We start from the raw sequence: 24023 nt of genomic DNA on the forward strand, positions 1-24023 counted from the left end.
CCCTATTGTGACAGTCAGTTTCATGTTTTATGAGCAGTATCAGCCAGGTAGGCACAATAAGGAATTAGCCGTCTAGCCACTTCAAATTCCCTGTGTTTACAACCCGGTCTCCAGTTCACTTCAAATATCCGGAAATTTTGCTGTGAATCGATTCCAACATCAATCCCAAGTTCATCGAAGGAATGTTCATATAATGTGTCTAAATGGGCAGAAATTGTCAGTGCAAATTTCTCCAAGTCTGTTTTTATTCGTTCGGACTCTTCCCCAAATTCATCTAAAAGAAAAGGTTCTAAGTCGCCGCGGTACCCTCCGCTGCTAATATTGCTAATCAATTTGGTGTTACCACTAACCCGTGGATAAATCAATGTGATTTCCCATAAACCCTGTCTATTTTTTTGAACATGTAAGCGAAAGTCATAGGTTAATCCCGCTTTTGTTTTACATTCAATAAACGGCTGAAGCAAATATTTCTGCTCTAGGACTAACCTTTCAATTAGAACCTCCATTTCCTTGGTGTTAAACAGTTGAACATTTGGGCCGTCCGTTAATTTATACGTTTGCATGTCATTAAGTTTTTCGATAAATAATATTTTTTTGCCTTGATTTCCATTTACAGGTTTTATAACGGCACGAGAATGCATCTGAAGAAAAGAGTTAAACACTTGTGGATTACTTAATCTTACGGAAGGAATCAAATAACTGGAGAATTCGTGCGCTTTAAGTAGTTTTTTATATACTTTAAACTTATTTCCAACAGGATAACTTGTGAATAGTGAATATTCCTTTAGTTTTTTCAAAATAGCCGATTGCCTTTCCGTCTTAGGGTTGCAACTGTTAATGATGACTGCTGGAAAGTCCATTACTGTTTGTACCCATTCCCCCTGTTGATAGATCCACCCATTAATTTTCATAAGATTAAAATCAACATTGTTGAACGAAAAGTAAAAAAAAGGAATTCCCTCCATTTTTGCAACAGCAGCAAAAGGATATGCTTTTTTAACTTCTTGCGGATTTTTTCGATTATGAAGCATGCCAATTGACTTCAAAATCATCACATCCTTAAAGTGGATCTAAATAAAACTTGATTTCTTTTGATGCTGACAGGGCAATCTCCTTCGCTTGTTCAGGGTTATCAGCAGTCGCAATTACATAGGCATAGCGATCACCTAGTGAATATGGTTTTGTTAAGATGGCACCTTTTCTTGGCTTTACATAAACTTCCTTAACACCATCATAATTAGAAGCTTTATTTTTGCCGGTCACTTTTACGAGTATGCCGCGTGAATTAATAGTAAGATATTTTGCATAAACATGTGTTTTTTTAGTTACTTCTAGGATCGGGTCTTGCCCTAGGTAGAGTTTAAGTGTTTCTTTCACTAAATTGATTCCGGTTCCCTCTAGAATAATTCTATTCATCGCCCCCCCTGACATACGAGGATTAATTTCGATTAACTTCCACTTTCCATCAATGAGCCTCATTTCTAAATGACATGTTCCATTTTCCAATTCCAGCGCTTGAATAATACTTTCAACCGCGCTTTGTAATTCCTCAAAAGTCACTTGATCTAGTTGGGCTGGATAACAATACCCAGTAATGATAAAACGATCACCATTTGATACCTCCTGTTCAATTACTGCCACCATCGAAATCTGCCCATCCTTAGCGATGACTTCAATTAAGTATTGCGTTCCAAACAAATATTCTTCAATTAATACCGGGCTGGAAGGGAATTTTTTATTTAAATATTCTAAACCTTCTTTTAGCTCTGAGATGGTTTCAACTAGTAAAACATCCTTTGACCCGTTGGATACTGGATACTTTAATATAAGTGGTAAATGCTGCTGATTCCCCTCGGCAAATTGCTGAATAGACAATTGTTCTCCCTGAAAGATAGTAAATTTTGGTGATACAGGCAGCGTTTTAAGATGTTCACGAAAACGTGTTTTCTCCTCCATGATTGCCAAAGCATCCTTGGACACAGGAAAAAGTCCTAACTCTTCAGAGATTCGTGCCGCATAAGAAACATAAGGGTCTATAAAACTAATAACTGCACAGATTTGTTTTCGATCATCTTCGAGATTTTTGAGGATTGAAAAAACAATCTCTTTTTCAAATAAATTATCTACATACACCATCCGATCCACTTCAGGAAATTCATCTATTTGTTTGACAAATTCTCTTCTATTCGTTAATAGAACTGTATAATAACCCATAGTTTTTGATGTACCGAGGGCTTCTCTGCTTGTTCCTGATTTGTTACTTCCAACAAAGACAATTGTTTGCATATCAACCTACTTCCTCTGTGTTTTTTATTGGCTGGTTCTTTTAGTTAATAAGTACTTTCCATAGCTTATTGGAGTAATGTAGGTATCTCGCCATGTTTCGAACATTAATGCATGACGAAAGGTTAACCTTAAATCTCTAGCATTACATTCAATAAACATGGGAAGACCATCCTTTGTAATCCCGACATCAAGTCCAATATCTGCTAGGTTTTCAATTTGATTACTCAGTTGCTTGGCAACCTTCAAGGATAGTTCTTCCACGTCAGCCACTACTCGTTTATCATCCAAGTCGGGAAGGTTTCTTAGAATATCTTCAAAGGCAAAACAGATACCGCCTTGAGCAGCATTTGTAACAATGCTGCCTGTTTTAGCTACTTTCCCCACCATCCCGGTCACTTGCCATGTGCCATTCCCATTTCGTTGGACGGATACCCGAAGGTCAAATGGATTATTATTATATTCTGCAAGTCGAATTCTCGATTGGATAATATAAATCCCGCTCGTTACCAAAGAATCTATTTTCAATGGTAACCGGTCTACAAGGATGATTTCTTCCTGCCACCTATCTTTTTGCGGATAGGTCAGCAACCACTCTGAATCGTTAAGGCGCGTTGCTTTCATGTTACGTCTTCCAAATGTACCACTGCTCGGTTTGATTATTAATTCCCTGTGTTTTCCCATCATTTCAAACATATTACTTTGATTAAATTGGACCGTATCAGGGAGATGTGCTCTTAGGTCTTCACTTTCCGCTAATAGTTTATGAATTTTGTATTTCCCATACTGATTCCATTCATTAAAAAATATTATGCCTTCTGCTTGTAAACTTTTAAGCTGTTTCTTGGCTGCTGAGCTACATTGATACCCTCTGTTATGAATAACGAAAGGTTTAGGAATAGTATTTTTCTGATACTTACCGTTTCTATTCATCACATAACCCGTTGTCTCAGATAAACCGGGCTGCAAATCCTCCAACCGAAGATAAACTGGAATGAGATTATTTATCTTACCCGCTTCCTCATAGAAAGCAAGGACTTGTGACTGTTTACCGTTCACAATTTCTCGATATAATTGCGAACCGATGATAATTCCAATATACTCCTGTTTCAAGCTATTTCCCCGCCTTATGAATAGGGTTTACGTTCAGGTGACCTCAACAAACCGCTTCTTACTATTAAATGCAAGGGTTATAGATTTGGAGAGATAAAAACTCCAATTTTTTTGAAACATTCATAAAATAATCGAATACACTAAGTTACATTACTTTAAGAGGTGTTATGTATAATGAGAATTAAACCAAAAGTGGCCATCATAACCCCTGGTTCCTTCCCCATTCCATCATCTCGTTCAAGTTCCGTTGAAACAGTTATCGAGATGCAAACAAACATTCTCCAAAACGATATTCAATTCACTGTCTTTGGGAAAAAGACAAAAGATCTCCCTTCCGTTGAAAAACAAGGAAATATTTCTTATGTCAGGGTTACTTATCGACATTGGACAAGGTACCTCTCTAATGTCATGACAAAACTGTCAAAACTCAATCCCGATATCATCCAAATAGAAAATCGCCCAAAATATATTCCCCTCATTCGGCACAGGTTTCAAAATGCACTGATTTTCTTATCACTGCACTCGACCATGTTTATTTCTAAAGCACATATTGAAAAGGAAGCGTTAATTAGAAATCTCCATCAAGCTGATAAAATTATTGTCAACAGCCATTTTCTTAAAGATTATTTAATAAAACTAACAGATTGTGATGCAAATAAAGTCATTGTCAATTATTTAGGGGTGGATACCACTCAATTCCAATCGAAATGGTCATTAAATCAGATAAGTAATAAAGAAAAGTTTATTAAACAAATGAACCTTGAAGGGAGGAAAATCATCTTATTTGTCGGACGCTTAAGAAAAATAAAGGGAATTCATATAATACTGCAGGCTATGCCTTCAATTATCCAAGCGGTGCCTAACACCTTATTACTTATTGCCGGCAGTGCGTTTTATGGTTCAGAAAGAAGAACCAGCTATGTTGACAAATTATTTACATTAGCAAAGAATTTTCCGGAGCACGTCCGGTTTGTTTCGTTTATCTCACATGAGGAAATCCACCATTGGTTTAAGGCAGCAGATCTTGTTTTAGTCCCTTCAATTGGACATGAAGCATTCGGATTAGTGAATGTGGAAGCAATGGCATGTGGTGTTCCCGTTATCGCAACAAAAATTGGGGGAATGCCGGAGGTTATTGAACATGGGAGAACGGGGTATTTGATAAATCTACAAAATATTGAAGTGGAGCTATCCACTTGTGTAATTCAGCTCTTAAACAATCCTAAAAAAGTGGAATTATTAGGTCTTAACAGTGTTGAACGAGTGATGGAACATTTCACTTGGGAGAAGAGTTCTAACCGTATCCTTCAATTGTATATCGAAATGATAACTGATAAAAAATAGAACGTCCCTTTAAGGAATAGTTCCTAAAGGGACATTCCTAACTATAAAAATGCTCTTTCATGGAACTGAATTGTATTTCCATACGCATCTTCATCAAGAATTTGGAACTCTTGAATTTGAACTGCATAAAACATTGGCTGGGTCCGAATTTTTAAATACGTGTCATAATCCAATGTCTTAAAGCCTTTGAAGCTGGGATATATATTTGCTTCTAAAATCCACGGGAAGCCATGCTCATCTAAAGCGATATCTATACCAAATTCAGCAAAATGTTCATTTTTTTGGTCCATTATCCGGCAAAACCTTTGGCAAAGGTTTAAAATGTTCCGATAAACAAGCGAAAAGTTTAGTCCTTGGGTTGAACTCTTGATGACTTTTTCCAATGTCATCGCCTCTCCACCCCGAGCAATATTGGTTAGGTCTTCATCTTCTCGAGCAACCCTGCATTCAATTCCTGAGCATTGCCACTTCCTATTGTTATATTTCTGCATCACAACCCTGACATCAAGGGATCGATTATTTACCTTTAGGAGCGGGATATAGGTTTGAAATAAATACTCTTGATCAAAAATCCCCATTTCCTCTAACAGTGCTTGTAGATCTTCTTTATCCTTCAGTCTGTGCTCTACTTTTGTCATATTCCGATAATCAAATAAGCTAAAACCTTCTGTTTTAGAATCTAATTCTACTATAAAAATTCCGCGTCCTCTGGATAAACTTACAGGCTTTAAAATAACCTTTCCATTTTCTATTACAAAGTCAATTAATTCTTCCATGTTATCTAAAAGGATAGTGGCCGGTAAGTGTTGCTTAATTTCCGGGTTGTTTTTTAGTAAATAAAGATCTGATTTTTTAAAGTGATAGGAATTAAATAAATGATTATCGGTTAATTCCACAAGTTGTCGAATATCATTTTCCTTTTGATGGAAATTTCGACGGTAGATGGTAGAGGGGATGGGGGTAGAATCATAGCGCCAATGTTTTTTTACCGGGTCATAGATCATCCCATAAGCAATTCTCTTTTCCCAATCGACTGAACTTGCTGAAAAGGCGATTGTTACTCCGCCATAACGATGGTATTCCCCAAAACGATCATTGAATTTCTCCATATAATCTAAATTATAGACATGACTTTTTTCACCTAACAGAAAGCCGATGGTTGGACCAATAATTGCCTTTCTCTCTGAAAATCGGATTTGATATACCAGGTCCACAGGGAGATGCATAAGTTTTACGAGAGCGTTAGAAACAAACAGTTCCACTGGATTTTGATAGGAATTATGTCTTAGCGGGATTGCGTCTTCGTAAATGTCAAAGTGACAGGTCTCTTCATTCACCCCAAATTTTACAATTTCAGGTTGTTCCCTCCAGTTCTCGGTAAGTCGGTCCGGTAACTTCATTTTCATTTCATTATCATGAAAAACCTTAAATTTCACCCAAACATTTTCAAAATGGGGACTTGATTTTTTGACAAACGGGGTAATTTTATCATGTTGTAATTCTACATTGCTTTCCTGAACGTTTGCTTCAGTTTCCCCACTATTCGTGTGCAGGGTTTGATCATCATTGTTCAAATCCATGATTTCTTTAGCGAGCTCAATTGGCCACTTAAGAATCGTACCAGCTACTTTTTGATTACTTTCACTTATGTCTTTCACAATGGTGAGGATAGGACATGTGGACTGAATTCTAATTTCACCATTTTTCATCAACACAAACTGTAGACCAATTTCATAGATTCTTGGATAATAATAATGGAGAATCTCTAAAATTTGGTGACTTACTTCAAAAAGGTCTTCTTGCGTTTCCTCTAGCATTAAAAGATTATCAGTAAGTAGCAGATAGGCTTCCTTAAAGGGTAATACTTCGTCATCTTTCTTGGCATAAATGAACGGAGTATCCCATTGATGATCGCAATGTTTTTGTCCTAAAACGTATATACTGACGGATGTCAGATTTTGATTCCTGGTAACTAAATTTACATCCTTTAGGGCAGGATGTGTTGCCATCAAATCCAGGAAATCCTTATTCTTAATATTGGTCTTTTCATTAATGAGCGTAATACCTGTTTGCTGTGCAAGTTCAAAGATTGTCCGATTGTTTTTCTTGCGATGATAATTTGTGGGATTATAGATAATTGACGGAATTTCTATGAAACCCAGTAAAACTATCTCCTCATCTTTGATCATCATTGCATTTCCCTTACGTTCGTTTACCTGCAATTCTTCTAAATTAAAAAATAGTATGTTCAAATTTAACTCTTCGCCCGCTATTGCATATTGGAAAACAAAGGAATCACCCTTGGTTAATTCCTCATGGGCAAGCCTATTCCATTGCCGATTTGGTAAAATAATACCAATAGACTTTTCATCCATTTCTCTGTCACCCTCAATCATTTCAGGTCATTTATTATTTTGCATTCATGATTCTATGAAATTGTAAGGAATAATCTGTTGATGTTATTCTTTTATTTTCAAGAATTTTCCCCATTGTTCATAGATGTCTGGTTCTTGATTTTTTACATGCTCTAAAAATGTTGCTAATAGACCTAATTTTTTTAAGTCCTTGAAAAGTCGTTTTGGAAACGACCTGTGAATTTTAAAAGAATTAACATGATCGATAATTTTCAACTTTCCATTCTTATTATAGATCGTATGTCTTAAGGAGAAATCAATTCTCATAAACTGTAAACCTCTAAGTTCTTTAATTAAATCAATAATTTCAATTGTTAACTCCTCGGAAATTTCCTTTGATTTTCCAAGAAATTCTTGCAAGGAAGGCCCGGTAAGATACTCCATAATAATATAATTTTCTCCCGCTTCATAAACCTCTGGTAAAATGGCTGTTTTTTCACCAATATGTTGTAATACATGCTTTTCTCGAAGGCAATAAATTTGTTTTGAATAAATTTTCACACAGCGGTCATCGGATAGTTTAAACACTGCTCCTTGCAATCCTTTTCCAATCAGGGGATAGTCTGTTGGATTGATTTGAACCTGAACTGGCCTCCCCGGCGTAACGACAATTTGGGTATAATCATTCATCTGGCATAATCCCCTTTTATGGAAATTAATATTTTGTCCCCTGTTAAAACCATTCCTGGGACTACATGTTAGGAAAATGGCATTAGTGCATCAATAAACTCTTGTGCCGATTGAAACCGTTTGAGTTTATTCTTTCTTGTTGCTTTCCTCATAACCTTTTGTAACTTCTGATTGGGAATCTGTTTGCATGCTTGTATTTTCCGTATGGGTGCAAAACCTGTTAACAGGTACAAACATACACATGCAGCACTATATAAATCTGAACTGTAAGTTAAGTTGGCAGAAAAGATGTGATTTTGTTTCTTAAGCTCCGGTGGTCGATACCATCTTGTAGCCCCTCGATGATTTCCTATATATTCACCCGATTCATTTGTACGGACAGCAGAACCGAAATCAATGATTTTGACTGTTTTCGGGTCATTATTACAAATTAAAATGTTATGTGGAGTAATATCGCAATGGAGAATGCCATGTTGGTGGATTACCTTTAATCCTTCAAGGATACTAATTGTTATTTGAACTGCACATTGTTGATCATGAATGATTCCTTTTTTAAAATAACCAAGTCTTCCGCCGGGGTGATATTCAAATACAATATACCCTGTTTGTTCCTCCTCGAAAAAATCTAAAAAGGTAATGATATGTTTATGAATCGGTATGTTTTTTAGTAGATTGCTCTCTTGTTCTGCTTCTTTTTTGCTTTCAACCTTTTTTATTACTACCTGCTTTTTTTGTTCATTCAAACCAAAAAAGACCAGGCTTGTCGCACCCTTCCCTATAGGTTGATGATCCAGTGTATACTTTTCGAATGTAGTTCCCCCTTTGTGAACTTGGCTTTTTTATATCTTATTATTAGTAAGACAAGAATTCTTGTATGTATAACCATAAAAAATGAGGTTGTCTCAAGTGGACAACCTCATTTTTTATGAAACAAACATTTCGTCTATTGGCAGGAGCCTCTGCAATCCACGAAGCTCTAATTCCATTAACTTATTTACTGCTTTTTCTTTTTCAATACGCAGGCTGGCATCATCCAATGCACAACTCACGGGAACATCGCATTTTATCTCGGCAAGCAGTCTCGACAAATGGAGCATTTCTAAATCTTGCTCGATCTTAGTCTTATTTGACTTGGACAATCGATCTAAATTTGAGATAATCCCCTCAACATGTTCGAACTCCTGAAGGAGCTTTAGAGCTGTTTTTTCTCCAATCCCTTTAACGCCGGGATAATTATCGCTAGTGTCCCCCATAAGTGCTTTTAAATCAATCATTTGTCTGGGTGTAATCCCTTTATCTTCAAAAAAGGTCTCAGGAGTATGCACCAAGTAGTTACCATATCCCTTTTTTAATAAAATAACAGAAATACTATCATCAAGCAGTTGCAGCATATCCTGATCACCCGTCAGGATCGACACATGGGCAAGGTCTTTCGATTGATTGGCAATCGTTCCAATGCAATCATCTGCTTCATAACCCGCTAATCCAATATTGGGAATATCAAAAGATGCGACCACTTCTTTTACTAAATCAAATTGCGGGATCAGCTCGATCGGTGCTTCACCACGATTGCCTTTATAATCCGAAAATAATTCCGTACGAAAGGTCTTACTGCCCATATCCCAACAAACGGCGAGGTGTGAGGGTTTAAATGAAGAAACCGCAGTGAATAAATGCTTAACAAAGCCATGAATTCCATTTGTCGGTGTTCCATTTGAATTTATCATAAATTGTCCAGTAACTGCAGTAGCGTAGAATGCACGGAATAGCAGGGCCATTCCATCAACAAGCATAAGTGAAGGCTTTTGATTAGTCATTTGTGACCTCCTTATTTTGTGTCGCTTTAAAACAACACGTTTTCCATTATAACATAAGTTGGCCTGAAAAATTACTCTATTTTATGATTCTCATAGGAAATCCAATCACTGAAGCTCCCGACATAGAGTTTTACTTTTTCAAAACCGGCTTCTTTTAATGCCAGGTAATTAGGGGTTGCGGTAACCCCTGAACCACAGTAAACAATAATCTCTTTATTCGGGTCGATGTCTGAAAACCTTTGCTTCTGTTTTTCTACATTTTTATATCGACTCTCACTAAACCCTTCCATCCAGGGTTTATTTATGGAACCGGGGATATGCCCGGCTTTTTTATCAATCGTTTCTTCCAACCCCAGATACCTTTTTGGTTCCCTGGAATCGATTAAGACCTTATTTTCCGACTTTTTTTCAACTACATCTTTTACTTCTATTGTGGTTGCTAGTAATTCCGGCTTAATGCTGTAATGGAATTCTGCCTTATCAAAGGAAGGAATATCTTGCGTTATTGGATAATTTGCTGCTGACCACCCATTAAATCCCCCATCAAGTACATAAACATTTTCATGACCCAGGTACTGAAGCAGCCACCATAAACGGGCTGCATAGGCACCTTCCCCGTTATCATAGGCGACAACTACAGTGTTTTCATCAATACCCGCAGTTTCTATTTTTGTGATTAAATCCTCTAGCACTGGCATTGGATGCCGACCGCCATGGACTTGAATCGGGCTCGATAAGTCTCTCTCTAGATCAAAGAAAACTGCGCCGGGAAGATGACCCTTAATATAGTCTTGACTGCCTTTTTCCGGCTCAGCTAGTGAAAATCGGCAATCGACAACCTTGACTTTATTCTCGGTCAAGCTTTTTACTAACCATTCTTTGTCTTTAACAAACTTCACGCCAGCTTCCTCCTTGTCTTTGATTATTACTTTACAAGTTTTTTTGTATATCCCTTAAATATTCAACCGAAATTCCACCATCTAAGGCTGATAGGTGACTTAAATAAAAATTATCCACTTGTTCATTCATTTGTTCTAGTAAACGGTTGAATTCCTTTGCGATTTCATCTGAATAATGTGCTTTTAAACGGTGTGCCTCATGCGTTAAATATTCATCCGCAGTCAAATTAAGCACTTGATACAGTTCATCACTCATGAATTTCTTTTCATTTTTCTCAAAAAATGATTTTGGGCTTTTAAAATATGACAAGGCTTTCGTAAATTGCTGTTTATTCATATCTTTAAAGGCAATAGGAAATTCGATTGCTTGTTGATGGTTCACTTCAAAGGCTGAAAAAGAAAGATCTTGATTGATTTCTTGTAAATTTCGGATCAGACCTGATTGGTAATCTGCCAATTGCTTTTCAGCAAATCGATCGATCCGGACAGTGGTTGCTCGCATTTCCTGAGCAAAATCAAATCCCAGGCTTTCGAGAAATTCATCGAGTGCAACTAATAGTACTTTTTTCAAATTCCGCCCATCATCCTTTAGTGTGGCGGGATTAAATGACTCCCTAAAGAAATCCCCAAAGCGAAGGAAAACTCTTTGTTTGATGTAATAAACCAATTCTTCTGCTTCTTGATTCAGGCGGTGTTGCAAGCTGTCCGTCATTTGGCTTTTCAATAATTCAAAGATTCTTGCTTTTTGTTTTTCAATCGTGCCGCGCTTTTTCTCTTTTACCGATTGGTCTTCTTGTGAACTTTTGATAAGTTTATCAATTAATTCATGGACACGAGTTATTTCTTTTTCAGCTGAAGTAATAGCCATTTCTGTTAATTCATTGGTAATAAAATGATAAAAGGCCTGCTCAAAGTTAGCCATTCCCGATTCCAAATGTGGATTTTGCGTCACCTTTTCTTTTAATGCCAGCAAACTTGATACAGGATACAGATGGGGGTTTCTTATTCTATATTTGCCGAGTTGTTCCTCGACATAATCAAGAACGGTGTCCTTTTCCTCTTCATTCTCAGCAAGGTCAATCGCATTAATAATAAAGAACAATTTATCCATTTGAAAGGATTCCTTTACCCGTCCAAGCTGGATTAAAAATTCACGGTCGGCTTTCGAAAAGGCATGATTGTAATAGGTAACAAAAAAACAGGCATCCGAATTTTTAATGTAATCAAAAGCAACACCTGTATGGCGGGCATTGATTGAATCAGCTCCGGGTGTATCTACAAGTGTAATCCCTTTTTTGGTTAACTCACAATCATAGTAGAGCTCAATCCATTCGACGTAACAGGATTTTTCTTCATTTGCAACGAACTCGGTAAATTCACTTACGTCAGTTTCAAGTACTGTTCCTAATAAGTTTCCAAACGCTTGATATCCTCTAGTGAATGCCTGTAAGAATGCAAAATGTGTCTTCTCCAAGACACCGCCATCCTGCCCATCTTGTAGGATCATCTCGTTAATTTTTTTGGCAGCCCCCTCAAAATCCTCTGCCTGAAGTTCAAATACTCTCAAGGAGCGATTAACATCCTCAAGCATCGCAACTGCTTCCTTAAATTTAACAAGCACGGTGCCATGCGGATGTGTCTCCGTAACAGGTTTAATTTTATTAATGGCAGCGGTGGTTGGATTTGGAGAAACAGGCAGAATCTTAGCACCCATAAGCGCATTCGCAAAGGAAGATTTGCCGGCACTAAATGCTCCAAATAATGCCACCGTAAAGCCCTTGTTTTCGAGTCTTTCTGCCTTATCGACTAAATCCTTAGAAAGCTTCCGAAAACCGGGAAGGTCTTGGATTAAAGATGACGTTTTTTGAAGACGTTCCACGGTTTGCTCTAAATGATCACCTGAGGATGGAAGTTTAAGTTCTTTGAACGAAGCCTTATTGTCATCATCGCTTTTCAAACTGTTCCTATTAATAATTCTTTCGTTCTCTGACTTTGTCTCCTGTGTCTTGACCAATTCATACTCTTTTTCGTCTTGGCTAAATAGATAATGAATATCTTCTTGGAAGATTTCATCTTTTGTTAATAACTCTTCAATCTTGGTTTCTTTCAATTTAGCTTTATGTTGATAATTTGTCAGCACTGATAAGGCATCAATATATCTGCCGTTTTTGGTCATTTCCTGTTCATACTGTTCTATTAATTGGGCTGTTTGTTGTCTTAAGGCTTTTAAGAACTCTTCTTTAAAAAGCGCCAGGTTTTGTCGGGCAATTTTTTTAATTTCATTGGCCACATCTTCTGTGTAATGTAGAACATATTCACCTGATACTCGTGCACCGGACTTTACTGTTTCTGATAAAAGGTTAGACTGAACTTCGATGGAATAAGATTGTGCCAAGCCTTGTAAGTCCCCCGCGTTTAGACCCGTTTCCTTTAAAGTGCGCAGTAAAAATTCGCGTATATGCCACTCGAGCTGAGATTTTGTTTTATCAAGAATATCATGATGGAAGTGTTCAAGCCTCAACTTCTTCTCTTCCAACGTCTTTTGCTTAGAAAATAAGAATCCAACTTTGTATTCCGGCTGGCAGGATTCCAAATAGCGCTCAGCTAACTCTCTGGTTTGAAAAGGCATTAGGTACGCATTTTTCAGTATTTGGGCAATTTGATACTCAAATTCCTTCTCAGTTACGGCTGCCCCCTCTTTTAAAGTCGTAAGGTTCCCTTCCAGTTCTCGAGAAGCATTGGACAATTCTCTTCTTTCTTCCTCAGATAACTCATTCAATACCTCAAAAATGGGACTTAGCTCAATCTCATCTTGCTTACTGCTTTGAGCGAGATGATCTTGGGTAATTTTTTTTAAGGAATGAAAAATGGATGGAACTAATAATTTGTCCTTTGACGCCAATTTTCCGGCAATAAATTGTTTAAGATCTTTGAATTCATTAAAAGGTTGATCCTCATTCTTCAATGATGTATAAAAAATCCGAGCCGGTTTCACTCCCCATGATGCAAACGAATCCACCACACTACTTTGAAACTCGATGAAACTCAACTCTTCCTCATTATGTTTATCAATTTGGTTGATTACTAAGTAAACTTCTTTTCCAGCTTGGGTTAGTTCCTTTGTAAATAAAAAATTCAACTCTGCTTGGACATGGTTATAGTCCATAACATAAAGAATGATATCCGCAAGATGAATGGCCGATTCGGTAGCTATTCGGTGGGCGTCATCTGCAGAATCAATACCGGGTGTATCCATTATTACCGTATTGGCAGGTAACCCTGTGTCACTGTGACTAATTTCAATTTCTTCAATTTGGTCGCCGTCTTTGCAATAATTCTTAACAACTTCATAATCATACGGAGCTAAATAGATACGCGGCTTCTCATTTTTGAAAAAGACCTTTGCATATTCCTCTCCTGCCTTCACCTTCACTAAATTTGCACTTGTTGGAATTGGACTAGCTGGAAGTAAATTCTCTCCAACGAGCTGATTAATCATTGTCGATTTCCCTGCGGAGAAATGGCCGCAGAATGCAATCATAAACTCTCTATCCTTCAGCTTTCTTGCCAGTTGTTTAACCTTTTCTGCATGATCATAATCCGCTTGTTCGTATAGATATTCATATATTGAAACGATCTTTGTTCTTAGTGTTTGGATGTCTGCTATCTGATCGGCTGTTTTCACCATTTACTTATTCCCCTTAACAACTTTGTAATATTTTTTATTTTATACGATAATTCAAACTTTTCCTATCTTGACACTGCTATTACTAAAAACAAATTTCTCCCTAAAACGACAAAGAGCCAAGGTGAAGGACCTTGGCTCACGAAAAAGTATTCATTTAATGTGTAACATTTTTTAAGACGTGCTTCATGACAAATGCATAAACAATAACCGTTCCGCCAACTAAAGCAAAAGTCAATTTTAACACCTTCCTTATCAGACTCTCGTTGAGAATGATTTTCATCGATAATCAAAGTTTAACATAGGTGATAATCATTTTCAATAGACCTCTAAAAATTGTCACACTTTTTTAACAACATGAGGAAGAAACCGGTTACAATTTTTAAATGTCCCTTCATATTCCGTCAGTTCCTTTAGCGCCTTTTCCTCTTCAGGGATCCGAATCATCAGCATTATGATATTTAATAGTGTAAATAAACCTGCGGTTAAAAAGGCGTTGAACATTAATGGTACAACTGCCAGTTCAACCGCTACAACAAAATAATTAGGATGCTTGATAAAACAGTATGGTCCCTTTCTGATCACACTTGCATTTCTTAACACAATGATCTTTGTATTCCAGAACCTTCCCAGTGAGGTAATCGCCCATATCCTGAATAACTGGGCAACTAGAAAAAGAATAATTAGGATGCCCCAAAAAGGAGAAAGCCCCTGATTCCTAAAAACCTTTTCACAACTTAAGAGGAGAAAGAAGAAAAAATGCATCATCACCATATAGCGGTAATGCTTTTCTCCAAATTCAACAGCCCCTCGCTGCTTCATCCATTTTTCATTACTTTTTGCAATTCTAAGTTCAAATAACCGCTGAATAACAATGAATCCAACTAACAGCAGAAATGAGAAAATATCGGTCATTTTTTATACCCACCTAAACAAGAGCAGTTCTGAACTGAAACCTGGTCCAAGCGCGGTACCAAGTCCTATCGCATCCTGAGGAATATCCATCTCCAGGTAACGCTTCAGCACATAAAATATCGTTGTGGAAGACATATTGCCAAACTGTTTTAACACTTCAAGCGAAACGTCAGTCATTGAAGCCGGTATCTCTAATGATTTTACATAGGCATCGATCACTTTTTTTCCACCAGGATGGGCAATAAAATAGTCAATTTTTTCAAGATTGATTTGATGTTCTGCTAAAAATTCACTTACATTCGGCTTTAACCAATCCTCAATGATTTTGGGGATATCCCGAGAGAATACGACAAACAGACCTGTACTCCTAATATCCCAGCCCATCACATCTAAGGAGTTCGGCATCAGAGTGGACTGTGTTGCTATGATGGACGGCGACGTCGCCTTCTTCCTGAAATCCGCAATATTTGATTCATCACCGCAAACTAATGCACAGGCTGCACCATCGGCAAACAAAGAGGTACCAATTAAATTACTTTTGGAAAGATCATTGCGCTGAAAGGTTAAGCTGCAGAGTTCAACTGAGAGGACAAGTACCTTTGCTTTTGGAAAGGCCAGGCAATATTCATAGGCTCTCGACATACCAACAGCACCACCTGCACAGCCAAGTCCCCAAATCGGTACCCTCTTTGTGTGCGAATTAAATGGCAGGAGGTTCATAATTCTCGCTTCTATACTAGGAGTGGCGATTCCGGTGGTTGAGATATAAAAAATCATATCAATTTCTTGATAGGGAATATTTGTTGTTAAGAAATCCGAATTATTTAAGCATTTCTCGACAGCTTCTTTTCCTAATGTGCACGCAGCCTCAATATACGCTGAATTTTTTTCTTCAAAAGTGTGATCTTCTTTAAACCAATCAAGATTTTTAACGAAATGCCTTTTTTCAATTTGACCATTTTGAAAAGCTCGTAAAAGCCTTTCAATATCCTTAAAGGAATCAGCGAAAAGCTCTCTTGCAAATTCAGATGCTTGATTTTGGTTCACTTCAAAAGGCGGAATAACCTCTGCAACAGAAATAATCGTAGGCATGTATTTGCTCCTTCAATCTATGTAAGGTTACTTTTTCCAAATTAATGGTAATTATTCGTTAATCTTAAAAAGCATAAAAAAAGCTTCCCTTGATGGGAAGCAAACGTTTTGAAGGTTGTTGCTGTGCTCTTAAATTATATAATGGATAATAATTTCATTCACTAGCTAATGATTTCCATTTTTAAAATTCGAAGTAAAAAGCATAGCAGAAGCAATCACATGCTTCTTTCGTCTTATTTTTTATCTGGTTGTTTTTGAACCTCAATATTAATTTTATTCTTCACTAATGTCCCACAGATTTTACAGATTTCTACATCGTTATACAGAAGACGGCAACGATCACAATAATATTTTTCCACAAAAACACACTCTTTTCTGGAGGAAAATATAAATTTATTACTATCATATTTAGAGGATCTCAAAGTGTGACATAATTCTAAAAAGTTGTTCATTTTCTTGAGTGAGGTCATATTCAATTACTTTTATCACAGGTAAAGTGTGATAGTTCACATTTCGTTCACAAATACCCCCTGATGATTGTGATATAAATCACTGTTACATCAATTTTATAATATTAACATAGTAGATATCTAAGGAATGAACATTTTGTGAAGTATTAGATTTGTTATTTTTTCTTCACAATTGTTTTGTATTATGAAAGAGAACTAATAATTAATTTACAATACTCTGAAGGGAGTGCAGGGGGATGGCGAAAGCGGAACTTAAAACAAATCAAAAAACAGAAATTGAAAACAGCTCTTCTCTTAAAGGGACATTAGCGTCTGTTTTCTTATTGGGAGCTTTTATTGTTGTCACTTGGGTAAGTGTCTATTACCTGTTTGTTGAACGTTTTTAATGATTGAAGGGGGAAAGAAAGATGCATATGCATAAGTTCGAGAAGATTTGGTTAACTTTTGGAATTAGTGCTTTGGTCGTATTTTTAACGGTTGTAGGAGTAAGCGCATTCTATCTTGGCAACAAGCCGCCAAGTTGTTTAACTACGATTAATGTGGATAAAGTCGATCAAACAAAACCATTTGATAAACCAGGATTACATAAGGTTGAAGGTAAAGATTGGGACTATGAATTAGTATATGTGGCTGCAGCGTTCTCTTATAATCCATTAAAAGTGGAAGTACCAGTTGGTGCGAAGGTTAAAGTTATTGCCACGACAAAAGACGTCGTCCATGGCTTTGAAGTAGCTGGAACAAATATAAACATGATGCTAGAGCCTGGATATGTCAGCGAATATACGACAACATTTGATAAGACAGGCGAATATCTAATTGTTTGTAATGAATATTGTGGTGCCGGTCACCATTTAATGAGTTCGATGATTGAGGTGGTAAAATAATGGCTAACTCTACAACAGCAAAAGTAAAAGTTGACCCTCGTGATGCTAAGCTTTCAATGGCGCACTTCTTTGTGGCCTTCTCTGCTCTTGCACTTGGCGGTTTAATGGGGCTGTTACAGACCCTTGTCCGTTCCGGTAAATGGGAGCTTCCTTGGGGCATTGATTATTACCAAATCTTAACCGTCCATGGTGTATTAATGGGATTGGTTTTAACCACATTTTTTATTATGGGATTTCAGTATGCTGCCGTAAGCAGGACAACTGGCGGTCATTCAAACGCAGCCCGACGCACTGGCTGGATTGGTTTTTGGATCATGTTAGTCGGTACCTTAATGGCTGCAACCATGGTCTTACTTAAAGAAGCATCGGTTCTTTACACTTTTTATGCACCACTTAAAGCACATTGGATTTTTTACTTAGGTCTAACTTTCGTAATTGTAGGCAGTTGGATTGATGGTGCCGCACAAATCATGACTTATGCAAAATGGAGGAAGAATAATCCTGGTCAGCCAAGTCCGTTATTAAGCTTTATGGCTGTAATCAATACGGTTATGTGGATTATTGCGACACTGGGTGTTGCAGCAACGGTATTATTCCAATTACTTCCTTGGTCACTTGGACTTGTCGACACTGTCGATGTACTAGTAAGCCGCACTCTATTCTGGTATTTTGGACACCCACTAGTTTATTTCTGGTTATTACCTGCATATATGTGTTGGTATGCGATTATCCCGAAAATTATCGGCGGGAAGATTTTCTCTGATTCATTAGCACGTTTGTCATTTATTTTGTTCCTGCTCTTCTCGATTCCGGTAGGTTTTCACCACCAATTAACAGAACCGGGGATTGACCCTGCCTGGAAGTTCTTACAGGTTATCTTAACCTTCATGGTTATTATTCCTTCGTTAATGACTGCTTTCTCATTGTTTGCTACATTTGAAAGATATGGACGCTCAAAAGGAGCAACCGGTCTGTTTGGCTGGTTTAAAGTTCTCCCTTGGGGTGATGCTCGTTTCACCGTTCCCTTTATCGGTATGGCTTCGTTTATCCCTGCAGGAGCTGGCGGTATCATCAATGCATCTAACCAAATGGACCAAGTAGTTCATAATACTATTTGGGTAACAGGTCATTTCCATTTAACAGCCGCAACATCAGTTGTGTTAACGTTCTTTGGGATTTCCTATTGGTTGGTTCCACATTTAACTGGACGTAAATTAACAAAAGCAATGAATAAATTAGGAATTATCCAAGCTTGGGTTTGGTTTATTGGGATGGCTTTCATGTCCGGTGCAATGCACTTCCAAGGTTTGCTTGGCGGGCCAAGACGTTCTGCTTTCTCAACCTATGGCGGATCCAAGCAAGCAGCAGAATGGATTCCATATCAAATTGCTCAAGCGGTTGGCGGGACGATACTATTCATAGGCATTATCCTTGTTATTATCATCTTCATCAATCTTGCTTTCTTTGCACCTAAGGGGGAAGAGGAATTCCCTGTTGCGGTAGCTGAGAATCTTGAGGAAAAAGCACCAATGGTATTTGAAAACTGGAAATTATGGCTTGGAATCGCAGCAGCTCTTATTCTTTTTGCGTATACGATTCCGTTTATCGATATCATTCAAAATGCACCTCCAGGCTCAAAAGGATTTCAAACATGGAGTAAATGGTAACTAGAAAAGCGCAAGCGCCCTGTTCAGCGGTTATAAAGGCTTCAATCTCAGTGATTGAAGCCTTTTTTGTATCTTAACTCTCTAATTTAACCTATAAACCTTACCATATTTCTCATACAGATAATCAATTAAATATTTCGGATTGAGTCCTTCACCAGTGACATCGTGTAAGATTTCAAGCGGCTTTTTCATTTTTCCAAATTGGTGAATATTTTCAGTCAGCCATTCTTTTATCGGTAAAAGGTCCCCTTGCTCGACTAATTGATCATAATTTGGAAGTGCTTCAAGCATTTTATGTTTAAATTGCGCTGCATACATATACCCAAGGGCATACGACGGAAAATAACCAAAGCTTCCACCTGCCCAATGGACATCTTGAAGAACTCCTTGCGCATCATTTTCAGGTCGAATGCCTAAGTACTCTTCGTACTTGTCATTCCAAATCGTCGGTAAATCCTTCACATCAATTTCATCATTAAATAGGCCTTTTTCAATTTCATAACGGATAATAACATGAAGCGGGTAGGTTAGCTCATCTGCTTCAATTCTTATAAATGATGGTTTAGATTCATTAATAGCTCGATAGAAATCCTCAATGTCAACTTGTTTAAATTGACCATTTGCATATGTCTTTAGAAGGTCGTAGTTATTTTTCCAAAATGGTAAACTTCGTCCAAGGATATTTTCATAAAATAGCGACTGAGATTCATGAATTCCAGTCGATGTTCCTGAACATAGTGGAGTACCGATCAGGCTTTTAGAAACATTTTGTTCATATAAAGCATGGCCGCCTTCATGAATGGTTCCAAAAACAGCGGTTCTAAAGTCGTTTTCATCATATTTGGTGGTAACGCGCACATCGCCGGGATTTAACCCGATTGCAAAAGGGTGAACAGTTTCATCAAGTCTTCCAGCTTGGAAGTTATAACCCATTTTGTCGAGGATCTTCAAACTAAATTCACGTTGATTTTCTTTTGGAAATTCTTCAAATAAGAAATCCGTTTTTGGTTTATGTGGAGAGGCAGAAATTTGCTTAACTAATGGAACTATTTTTTCTCTTAATTCGCCAAATACTTGATCTAAAACCTTCATCGTCATTCCGGGTTCGTACATGTCTAATAACACATCATATTTATTATCTTTATGACCCCAATAACTAACAAACTTCTTAGTCATCTCGACAAGTTTTTCTAAGTACGGACTAAATAAGGCGAAATCTGAACTTGCCTTTGCTTCCTCCCAAACACTCTCTGCCTTTGACTGAAGAATGACAAATTCTTTGTATTCTTCAGCTGGGATTTTTTTATTTCTTTCATATTCTTTTTTACATTCTTCAAGGATTTTGCTCGTCTTTTCGGACAGTGACTGTTTTGATAAATTAGCTATGTATGCGGCCATCTCCTCCGAGGTAGACATTTTAAAAACTTCGGATGATAACATCCCGATTACTTCTGAACGTTGTTCAACTCCCTGCTTCGGAGCCCCTGTTCTTAGATCCCAATATACTAATCCAAGTGCTTCATTGTAGGCTGCCATTTTCTTCACATAATCTAGAAACTCTTTTTCTAATAGTCCATATTTCAATGCTATTCCCCCTTTTGATTCCCATTAAATTTTAACACATTATTCTGAAAAGGAGGTAATGGTCCCTTTTCAGTGTATAAAAAAACAACAGAAGGAATTTCTGTTGTAAAATATATTTATGGGGATAAGAGAATGTTAAATTGAAACTAAATACGCAAAATGGTTAAGATGCTTAAATGACCTATAAAAATTTACTTTTTATTAATAGCTACTTTCCAAGTCTCAGGGCCTTCTTCAAGGTACTCCCAAGAAAATTGTTCAGGTCTTTCCATCATGAATTGATATAAAAGTGGTTTTGGATCATGATCATTTACAATCATCATTGTCTCACCTGATGCTAAACCATCAAAGCCGTTAAATATTGTAGGATGTTTTTCACGTGGTGGAAAATCTGGTACATTAATAACTTTTGCGTAAGTTTGCATTATTATCACTCCTATTAGTTTGTTAACTTCTATTATATTATAAGAAAACATAGACAAAAACTTAGTGAGTAGTATCACACCAATCAGATGATTTTATTAATACTGGAGGTATGACAATTGAAGGAACTAATTGGATCGTGTAAGTCCTGCAGTAAAGAAATCTATTGCTTGGATGGCTTTTTTAACGGAATTCATACCGAGGAGAAAGAGATTTATTGTTTTGAATGCTATGAGAAAAAGGACAAAGAAAATCCGCAAAGCTGACCTTTGCGGATTTATCTATTTTATTCTTCATCAAGCGATAAATCTTTAACTGGAAGTTGTTCTCCCTCTTTATGGGTTGGCTTCCGTAAATTAAAGATAGCTTTAATACAGAATAACAATAATACTACTACGCCGATTAAGAAAATGGTGTCAGGCACCGCACGCCATAATAATAATGTTTGAACAATATCCTTTTGCAGGAATGATGCTGAACGGGATGCAGCGTAACCATGATTGAAGGCTTCTTTAATTTGAATGAAACCTACTGGAAGCAAGGATAGGAAAACCATTCCTGCAAGTCCAACGTTTAACATGATACAGCTAAATTTAATCCATTTATCATTCCATGCCTCAGGTTTTACTATATTTCTCAATGAGTAAAGCAATACAGCACAAGCAAACATACCATATACACCCATCATTGATCCATGACCGTGAGCTGGTGTTAAGAATTGCCCATGTTCGAAATAACTGACTGCCGGTAAGTTGATTAAGAAACCAAGTACACCTGCGCCAACTAAATTCCAAATAGCGACAGAGATTAAGAACCAGAATGTTCCCTTATAAGGGAAATCTACTCCACCCTCACGCATCATCTTATATTGCTCATATGCTTCTAGGATTAACAGGGTTAATGGAATAACTTCTAATGCCGAGAATACTGCTCCAAGAGCCAGCCATACTTCGGCTGAACCATTATAATAGTAATGGTGGCCGATTCCGATGACACCACTGCCTAAGAGCAGGATCAATTGGAAATATAGTTGTCTTACGGTTGATTTTTTCGTTACTAGACCAAGTTGAACCAATAAGAAACCAATGACAACAACGGCAAAAACCTCAAAGATACCTTCTACCCATAAGTGAATAATCCACCAGCGCCAGTAATCGGCGAATGTAAAGCTAGTACCAGGGTTGATAAATAAGGCAAAGATATAGAATGCCGGTACCGCAATGGCTGCGTAGAATAATAGGTGAATTAATCCACCTTTATCATTTTCTCTCTTCAGACCAGCCTTGATGCCTCGATAAACAATAAATAGCCAGATTAGCATACCGACAATCAAGATTAACTGCCAGATACGCCCAAGCTCAATGTACTCCCAGCCTGTATGTCCGAATAAGAACCACTTGTTTCCCAAGTAGCCGTTCGCACCCAGCCATTCACCGACCATACTGCCAACAACAAGAACAACCAGAGCCCAGAATAAAATATCTACCAATAAACCTTGTTTTTTAGGCTCATAACCGCCAACGAGCGGTGCTACATAAATTCCCATTCCAAGCCATGCTGTTGCAATCCAGAAGATAGCCAGCTGTAGGTGGTAACCTTTAGAAATATTGAATGGAAGAATATCATGAATCCATTTGATACCGAAGAAATTATCAGGTTCGATATAATAGTGGGCAAGCAGCGCCCCAAACATACATTGGACAAAGAATAATGCTGCTACAATGACGAAGTATTTCCCTGTTTTCACTTGTGAGCTCGTCACCGGTATTTTTCGTAAATCAATTCTTGGGAAATTGCCTTCTTTATACGCTTCCTGCATACCAAAATTATAACGGTAGAAAACAAACAGGATAATTCCTACCATTAATACAAATAGAGTAATGCTGGCACCACTCCACCAAATAGCAGAAAATGATACTTGATTCCCTGCGTCTTCATAATAAGGCCAATTATTCGTATAAGTGATTTTATCACCTTGACGGACTGTACTTGAAAGCCAGGCAGTCCAGAAGAAGAAATCAGATATTTGTGTAATTTGATCACCATTTGCAACATAAGCTCGATTCGTTTTAGGCATGTCCCCTTCTTTAATGAGGTTTGCCTTTAATCCCCAACCGTCACCTTTAGTAAATACTTCTTTATAGTACGCTCTTACTTTTTCAAGTCCAAATGCTTGTGCATTTGTTAACTCCATTGTATCGCTTTTGCTATCATAACGATTTTTACGCATTTCTTTTATAACTTTATTCTTAATAACAGCTTTTTCATCTTCATTTATTAATCCATAGTCTTTACTATATTTTTCGTTCGCTTTAAAATCCTGCATTCCTTCTGTGTAGACCTTTAAAGCTTCTGCTGTATAATCCGGTCCCATATAGGATCCGTGCCCTAATACGGTTCCATAATCCATTAAACCGTACTTTTGAAAAACGGCCTGTCCGCCCATAATTGTAGCTTTTGTAAATAAAACGTCACCCTTTTCATTAGTAACCTCTACAGGTCTTGGAGCCTGCTCCTTGAAAATCCAATAACCGCCTACTAGCAATACAGTGAAACTAAGTAAAATGGTTATAACTAATATTGATTTTAGCATTGCATTTTTATTTGTCTTCACCACTTTTTTTGTTGGTGTTCCCCGTTGTATTTCCATTTCAAATTCACCCTTTCGTATTTTGTCACAAATCGTATTGTAACTTTCACAAGTCCGTCACAAAGTGAGGGAACTCATCGAACCCTTGTGATAATTCTCACAAGGCAGACTGAGAATTATTTTCATAAAAACTAATTAACTATGACGGCGGTC

19 protein-coding genes are annotated in these 24023 nt (G+C 37.4%); 5 read left to right on the forward strand and 14 right to left on the reverse strand.

Annotated elements, in window-relative coordinates; genetic code table 11:
• Positions 1 to 20: 20 nt before the first annotated feature.
• From BDR01S_RS03460 to BDR01S_RS03470, 3 genes are read right to left on the reverse strand one after another with little or no spacing between them, the layout of a single operon-like run.
• The gene (locus BDR01S_RS03460; protein ID WP_066362999.1) at positions 21 to 1046 is read right to left on the reverse strand and encodes a YheC/YheD family endospore coat-associated protein; all 1026 of its coding nucleotides are present in this window, start codon (positions 1044 to 1046) and stop codon (positions 21 to 23) included.
• A 13-nt stretch (positions 1047 to 1059) separates the two neighbouring features.
• Positions 1060 to 2286, reverse strand: coding sequence for an ATP-grasp domain-containing protein (locus BDR01S_RS03465; protein WP_066257007.1), 1227 nt, complete (start codon positions 2284 to 2286; stop codon positions 1060 to 1062).
• 24 nt (positions 2287 to 2310) lie between these two features.
• A complete protein-coding gene (locus BDR01S_RS03470; protein ID WP_066257009.1) occupies positions 2311 to 3396 on the reverse strand; it encodes a YheC/YheD family endospore coat-associated protein in 1086 nt (361 codons plus the stop codon).
• 174 nt (positions 3397 to 3570) lie between these two features.
• On the opposite strand from BDR01S_RS03470, the gene BDR01S_RS03475 reads away from it, so the two are divergent.
• Positions 3571 to 4740 carry a glycosyltransferase family 4 protein gene (locus tag BDR01S_RS03475; RefSeq protein ID WP_066363001.1) on the forward strand — a complete coding sequence of 390 codons (1170 nt, stop codon included), beginning with the start codon at positions 3571 to 3573 and terminating at the stop codon, positions 4738 to 4740.
• A 41-nt stretch (positions 4741 to 4781) separates the two neighbouring features.
• Here BDR01S_RS03475 and BDR01S_RS03480 read toward each other — a convergent pair whose 3' ends face one another.
• The 8 genes from BDR01S_RS03480 to BDR01S_RS03515 all read right to left on the reverse strand — a co-directional run bounded on the left by BDR01S_RS03480 (position 4782) and on the right by BDR01S_RS03515 (position 16192).
• Positions 4782 to 7115, reverse strand: coding sequence for a YheC/YheD family endospore coat-associated protein (locus BDR01S_RS03480; protein ID WP_066257010.1), 2334 nt, complete (start codon positions 7113 to 7115; stop codon positions 4782 to 4784).
• 84 nt (positions 7116 to 7199) lie between these two features.
• On the reverse strand, positions 7200 to 7784 hold the full coding sequence (locus BDR01S_RS03485; RefSeq protein WP_066257012.1) for a protein kinase family protein: 585 nt from the start codon (positions 7782 to 7784) through the stop codon (positions 7200 to 7202).
• 68 nt (positions 7785 to 7852) lie between these two features.
• Positions 7853 to 8578, reverse strand: coding sequence for a serine/threonine-protein kinase (locus tag BDR01S_RS03490; protein WP_082797291.1), 726 nt, complete (start codon positions 8576 to 8578; stop codon positions 7853 to 7855).
• 129 nt (positions 8579 to 8707) lie between these two features.
• Complete coding sequence (locus BDR01S_RS03495; protein ID WP_066257020.1) at positions 8708 to 9601, reverse strand: 5'-3' exonuclease; 894 nt, start codon at positions 9599 to 9601, stop codon at positions 8708 to 8710.
• 71 nt (positions 9602 to 9672) lie between these two features.
• Positions 9673 to 10500, reverse strand: coding sequence for a sulfurtransferase (locus BDR01S_RS03500; RefSeq protein ID WP_066257023.1), 828 nt, complete (start codon positions 10498 to 10500; stop codon positions 9673 to 9675).
• A gap of 31 nt (positions 10501 to 10531) precedes the next feature.
• Positions 10532 to 14188 (reverse strand): dynamin family protein, encoded by a 3657-nt coding sequence (locus tag BDR01S_RS03505; protein ID WP_066257025.1) that lies wholly within the window; start codon positions 14186 to 14188, stop codon positions 10532 to 10534.
• A gap of 336 nt (positions 14189 to 14524) precedes the next feature.
• On the reverse strand, positions 14525 to 15100 hold the full coding sequence (locus BDR01S_RS03510; protein ID WP_066257028.1) for an isoprenylcysteine carboxyl methyltransferase family protein: 576 nt from the start codon (positions 15098 to 15100) through the stop codon (positions 14525 to 14527).
• A 3-nt stretch (positions 15101 to 15103) separates the two neighbouring features.
• A complete protein-coding gene (locus BDR01S_RS03515) occupies positions 15104 to 16192 on the reverse strand; it encodes a type III polyketide synthase (RefSeq protein WP_066257032.1) in 1089 nt (362 codons plus the stop codon).
• Between the two features lie 706 nt (positions 16193 to 16898).
• Between BDR01S_RS03515 and BDR01S_RS03520 the strand changes: the two genes are divergently transcribed.
• From BDR01S_RS03520 to BDR01S_RS03530, 3 genes are read left to right on the forward strand one after another with little or no spacing between them, the layout of a single operon-like run.
• Positions 16899 to 17048, forward strand: a complete 150-nt coding sequence (locus BDR01S_RS03520) for a cytochrome c oxidase subunit 2A (protein WP_066257035.1) — start codon at positions 16899 to 16901, stop codon at positions 17046 to 17048.
• A gap of 21 nt (positions 17049 to 17069) precedes the next feature.
• Positions 17070 to 17546 (forward strand): cytochrome c oxidase subunit II, encoded by a 477-nt coding sequence (locus BDR01S_RS03525; RefSeq protein WP_066257037.1) that lies wholly within the window; start codon positions 17070 to 17072, stop codon positions 17544 to 17546.
• Positions 17546 to 19213, forward strand: coding sequence for a b(o/a)3-type cytochrome-c oxidase subunit 1 (locus tag BDR01S_RS03530; RefSeq protein ID WP_066257039.1), 1668 nt, complete (start codon positions 17546 to 17548; stop codon positions 19211 to 19213). Before BDR01S_RS03525 ends, BDR01S_RS03530 begins: the two co-directional genes overlap by 1 nt.
• A gap of 81 nt (positions 19214 to 19294) precedes the next feature.
• On the opposite strand, the gene BDR01S_RS03535 is transcribed toward BDR01S_RS03530, so the two are convergent.
• Positions 19295 to 20797, reverse strand: coding sequence for a carboxypeptidase M32 (locus BDR01S_RS03535; protein ID WP_268874650.1), 1503 nt, complete (start codon positions 20795 to 20797; stop codon positions 19295 to 19297).
• 191 nt (positions 20798 to 20988) lie between these two features.
• Positions 20989 to 21222: a DUF2249 domain-containing protein gene (locus tag BDR01S_RS03540; protein ID WP_066257041.1), complete on the reverse strand. Its 234-nt coding sequence runs from the start codon at positions 21220 to 21222 to the stop codon at positions 20989 to 20991.
• Between the two features lie 117 nt (positions 21223 to 21339).
• On the opposite strand from BDR01S_RS03540, the gene BDR01S_RS25650 reads away from it, so the two are divergent.
• Complete coding sequence (locus tag BDR01S_RS25650; RefSeq protein WP_169801406.1) at positions 21340 to 21486, forward strand: hypothetical protein; 147 nt, start codon at positions 21340 to 21342, stop codon at positions 21484 to 21486.
• A gap of 20 nt (positions 21487 to 21506) precedes the next feature.
• Here the strand turns inward: BDR01S_RS25650 and BDR01S_RS03545 are convergent, their stop codons facing one another.
• Entirely contained in the window at positions 21507 to 23870 is a 2364-nt protein-coding gene (locus BDR01S_RS03545) for a nitric-oxide reductase large subunit (protein WP_066257043.1), read from the reverse strand.
• Positions 23871 to 24023: the final 153 nt, after the last annotated feature.

The organism is Neobacillus drentensis NBRC 102427, assembly GCF_001591445.1.
Lineage (GTDB): Bacteria > Bacillota > Bacilli > Bacillales > Cytobacillaceae > Neobacillus > Neobacillus drentensis.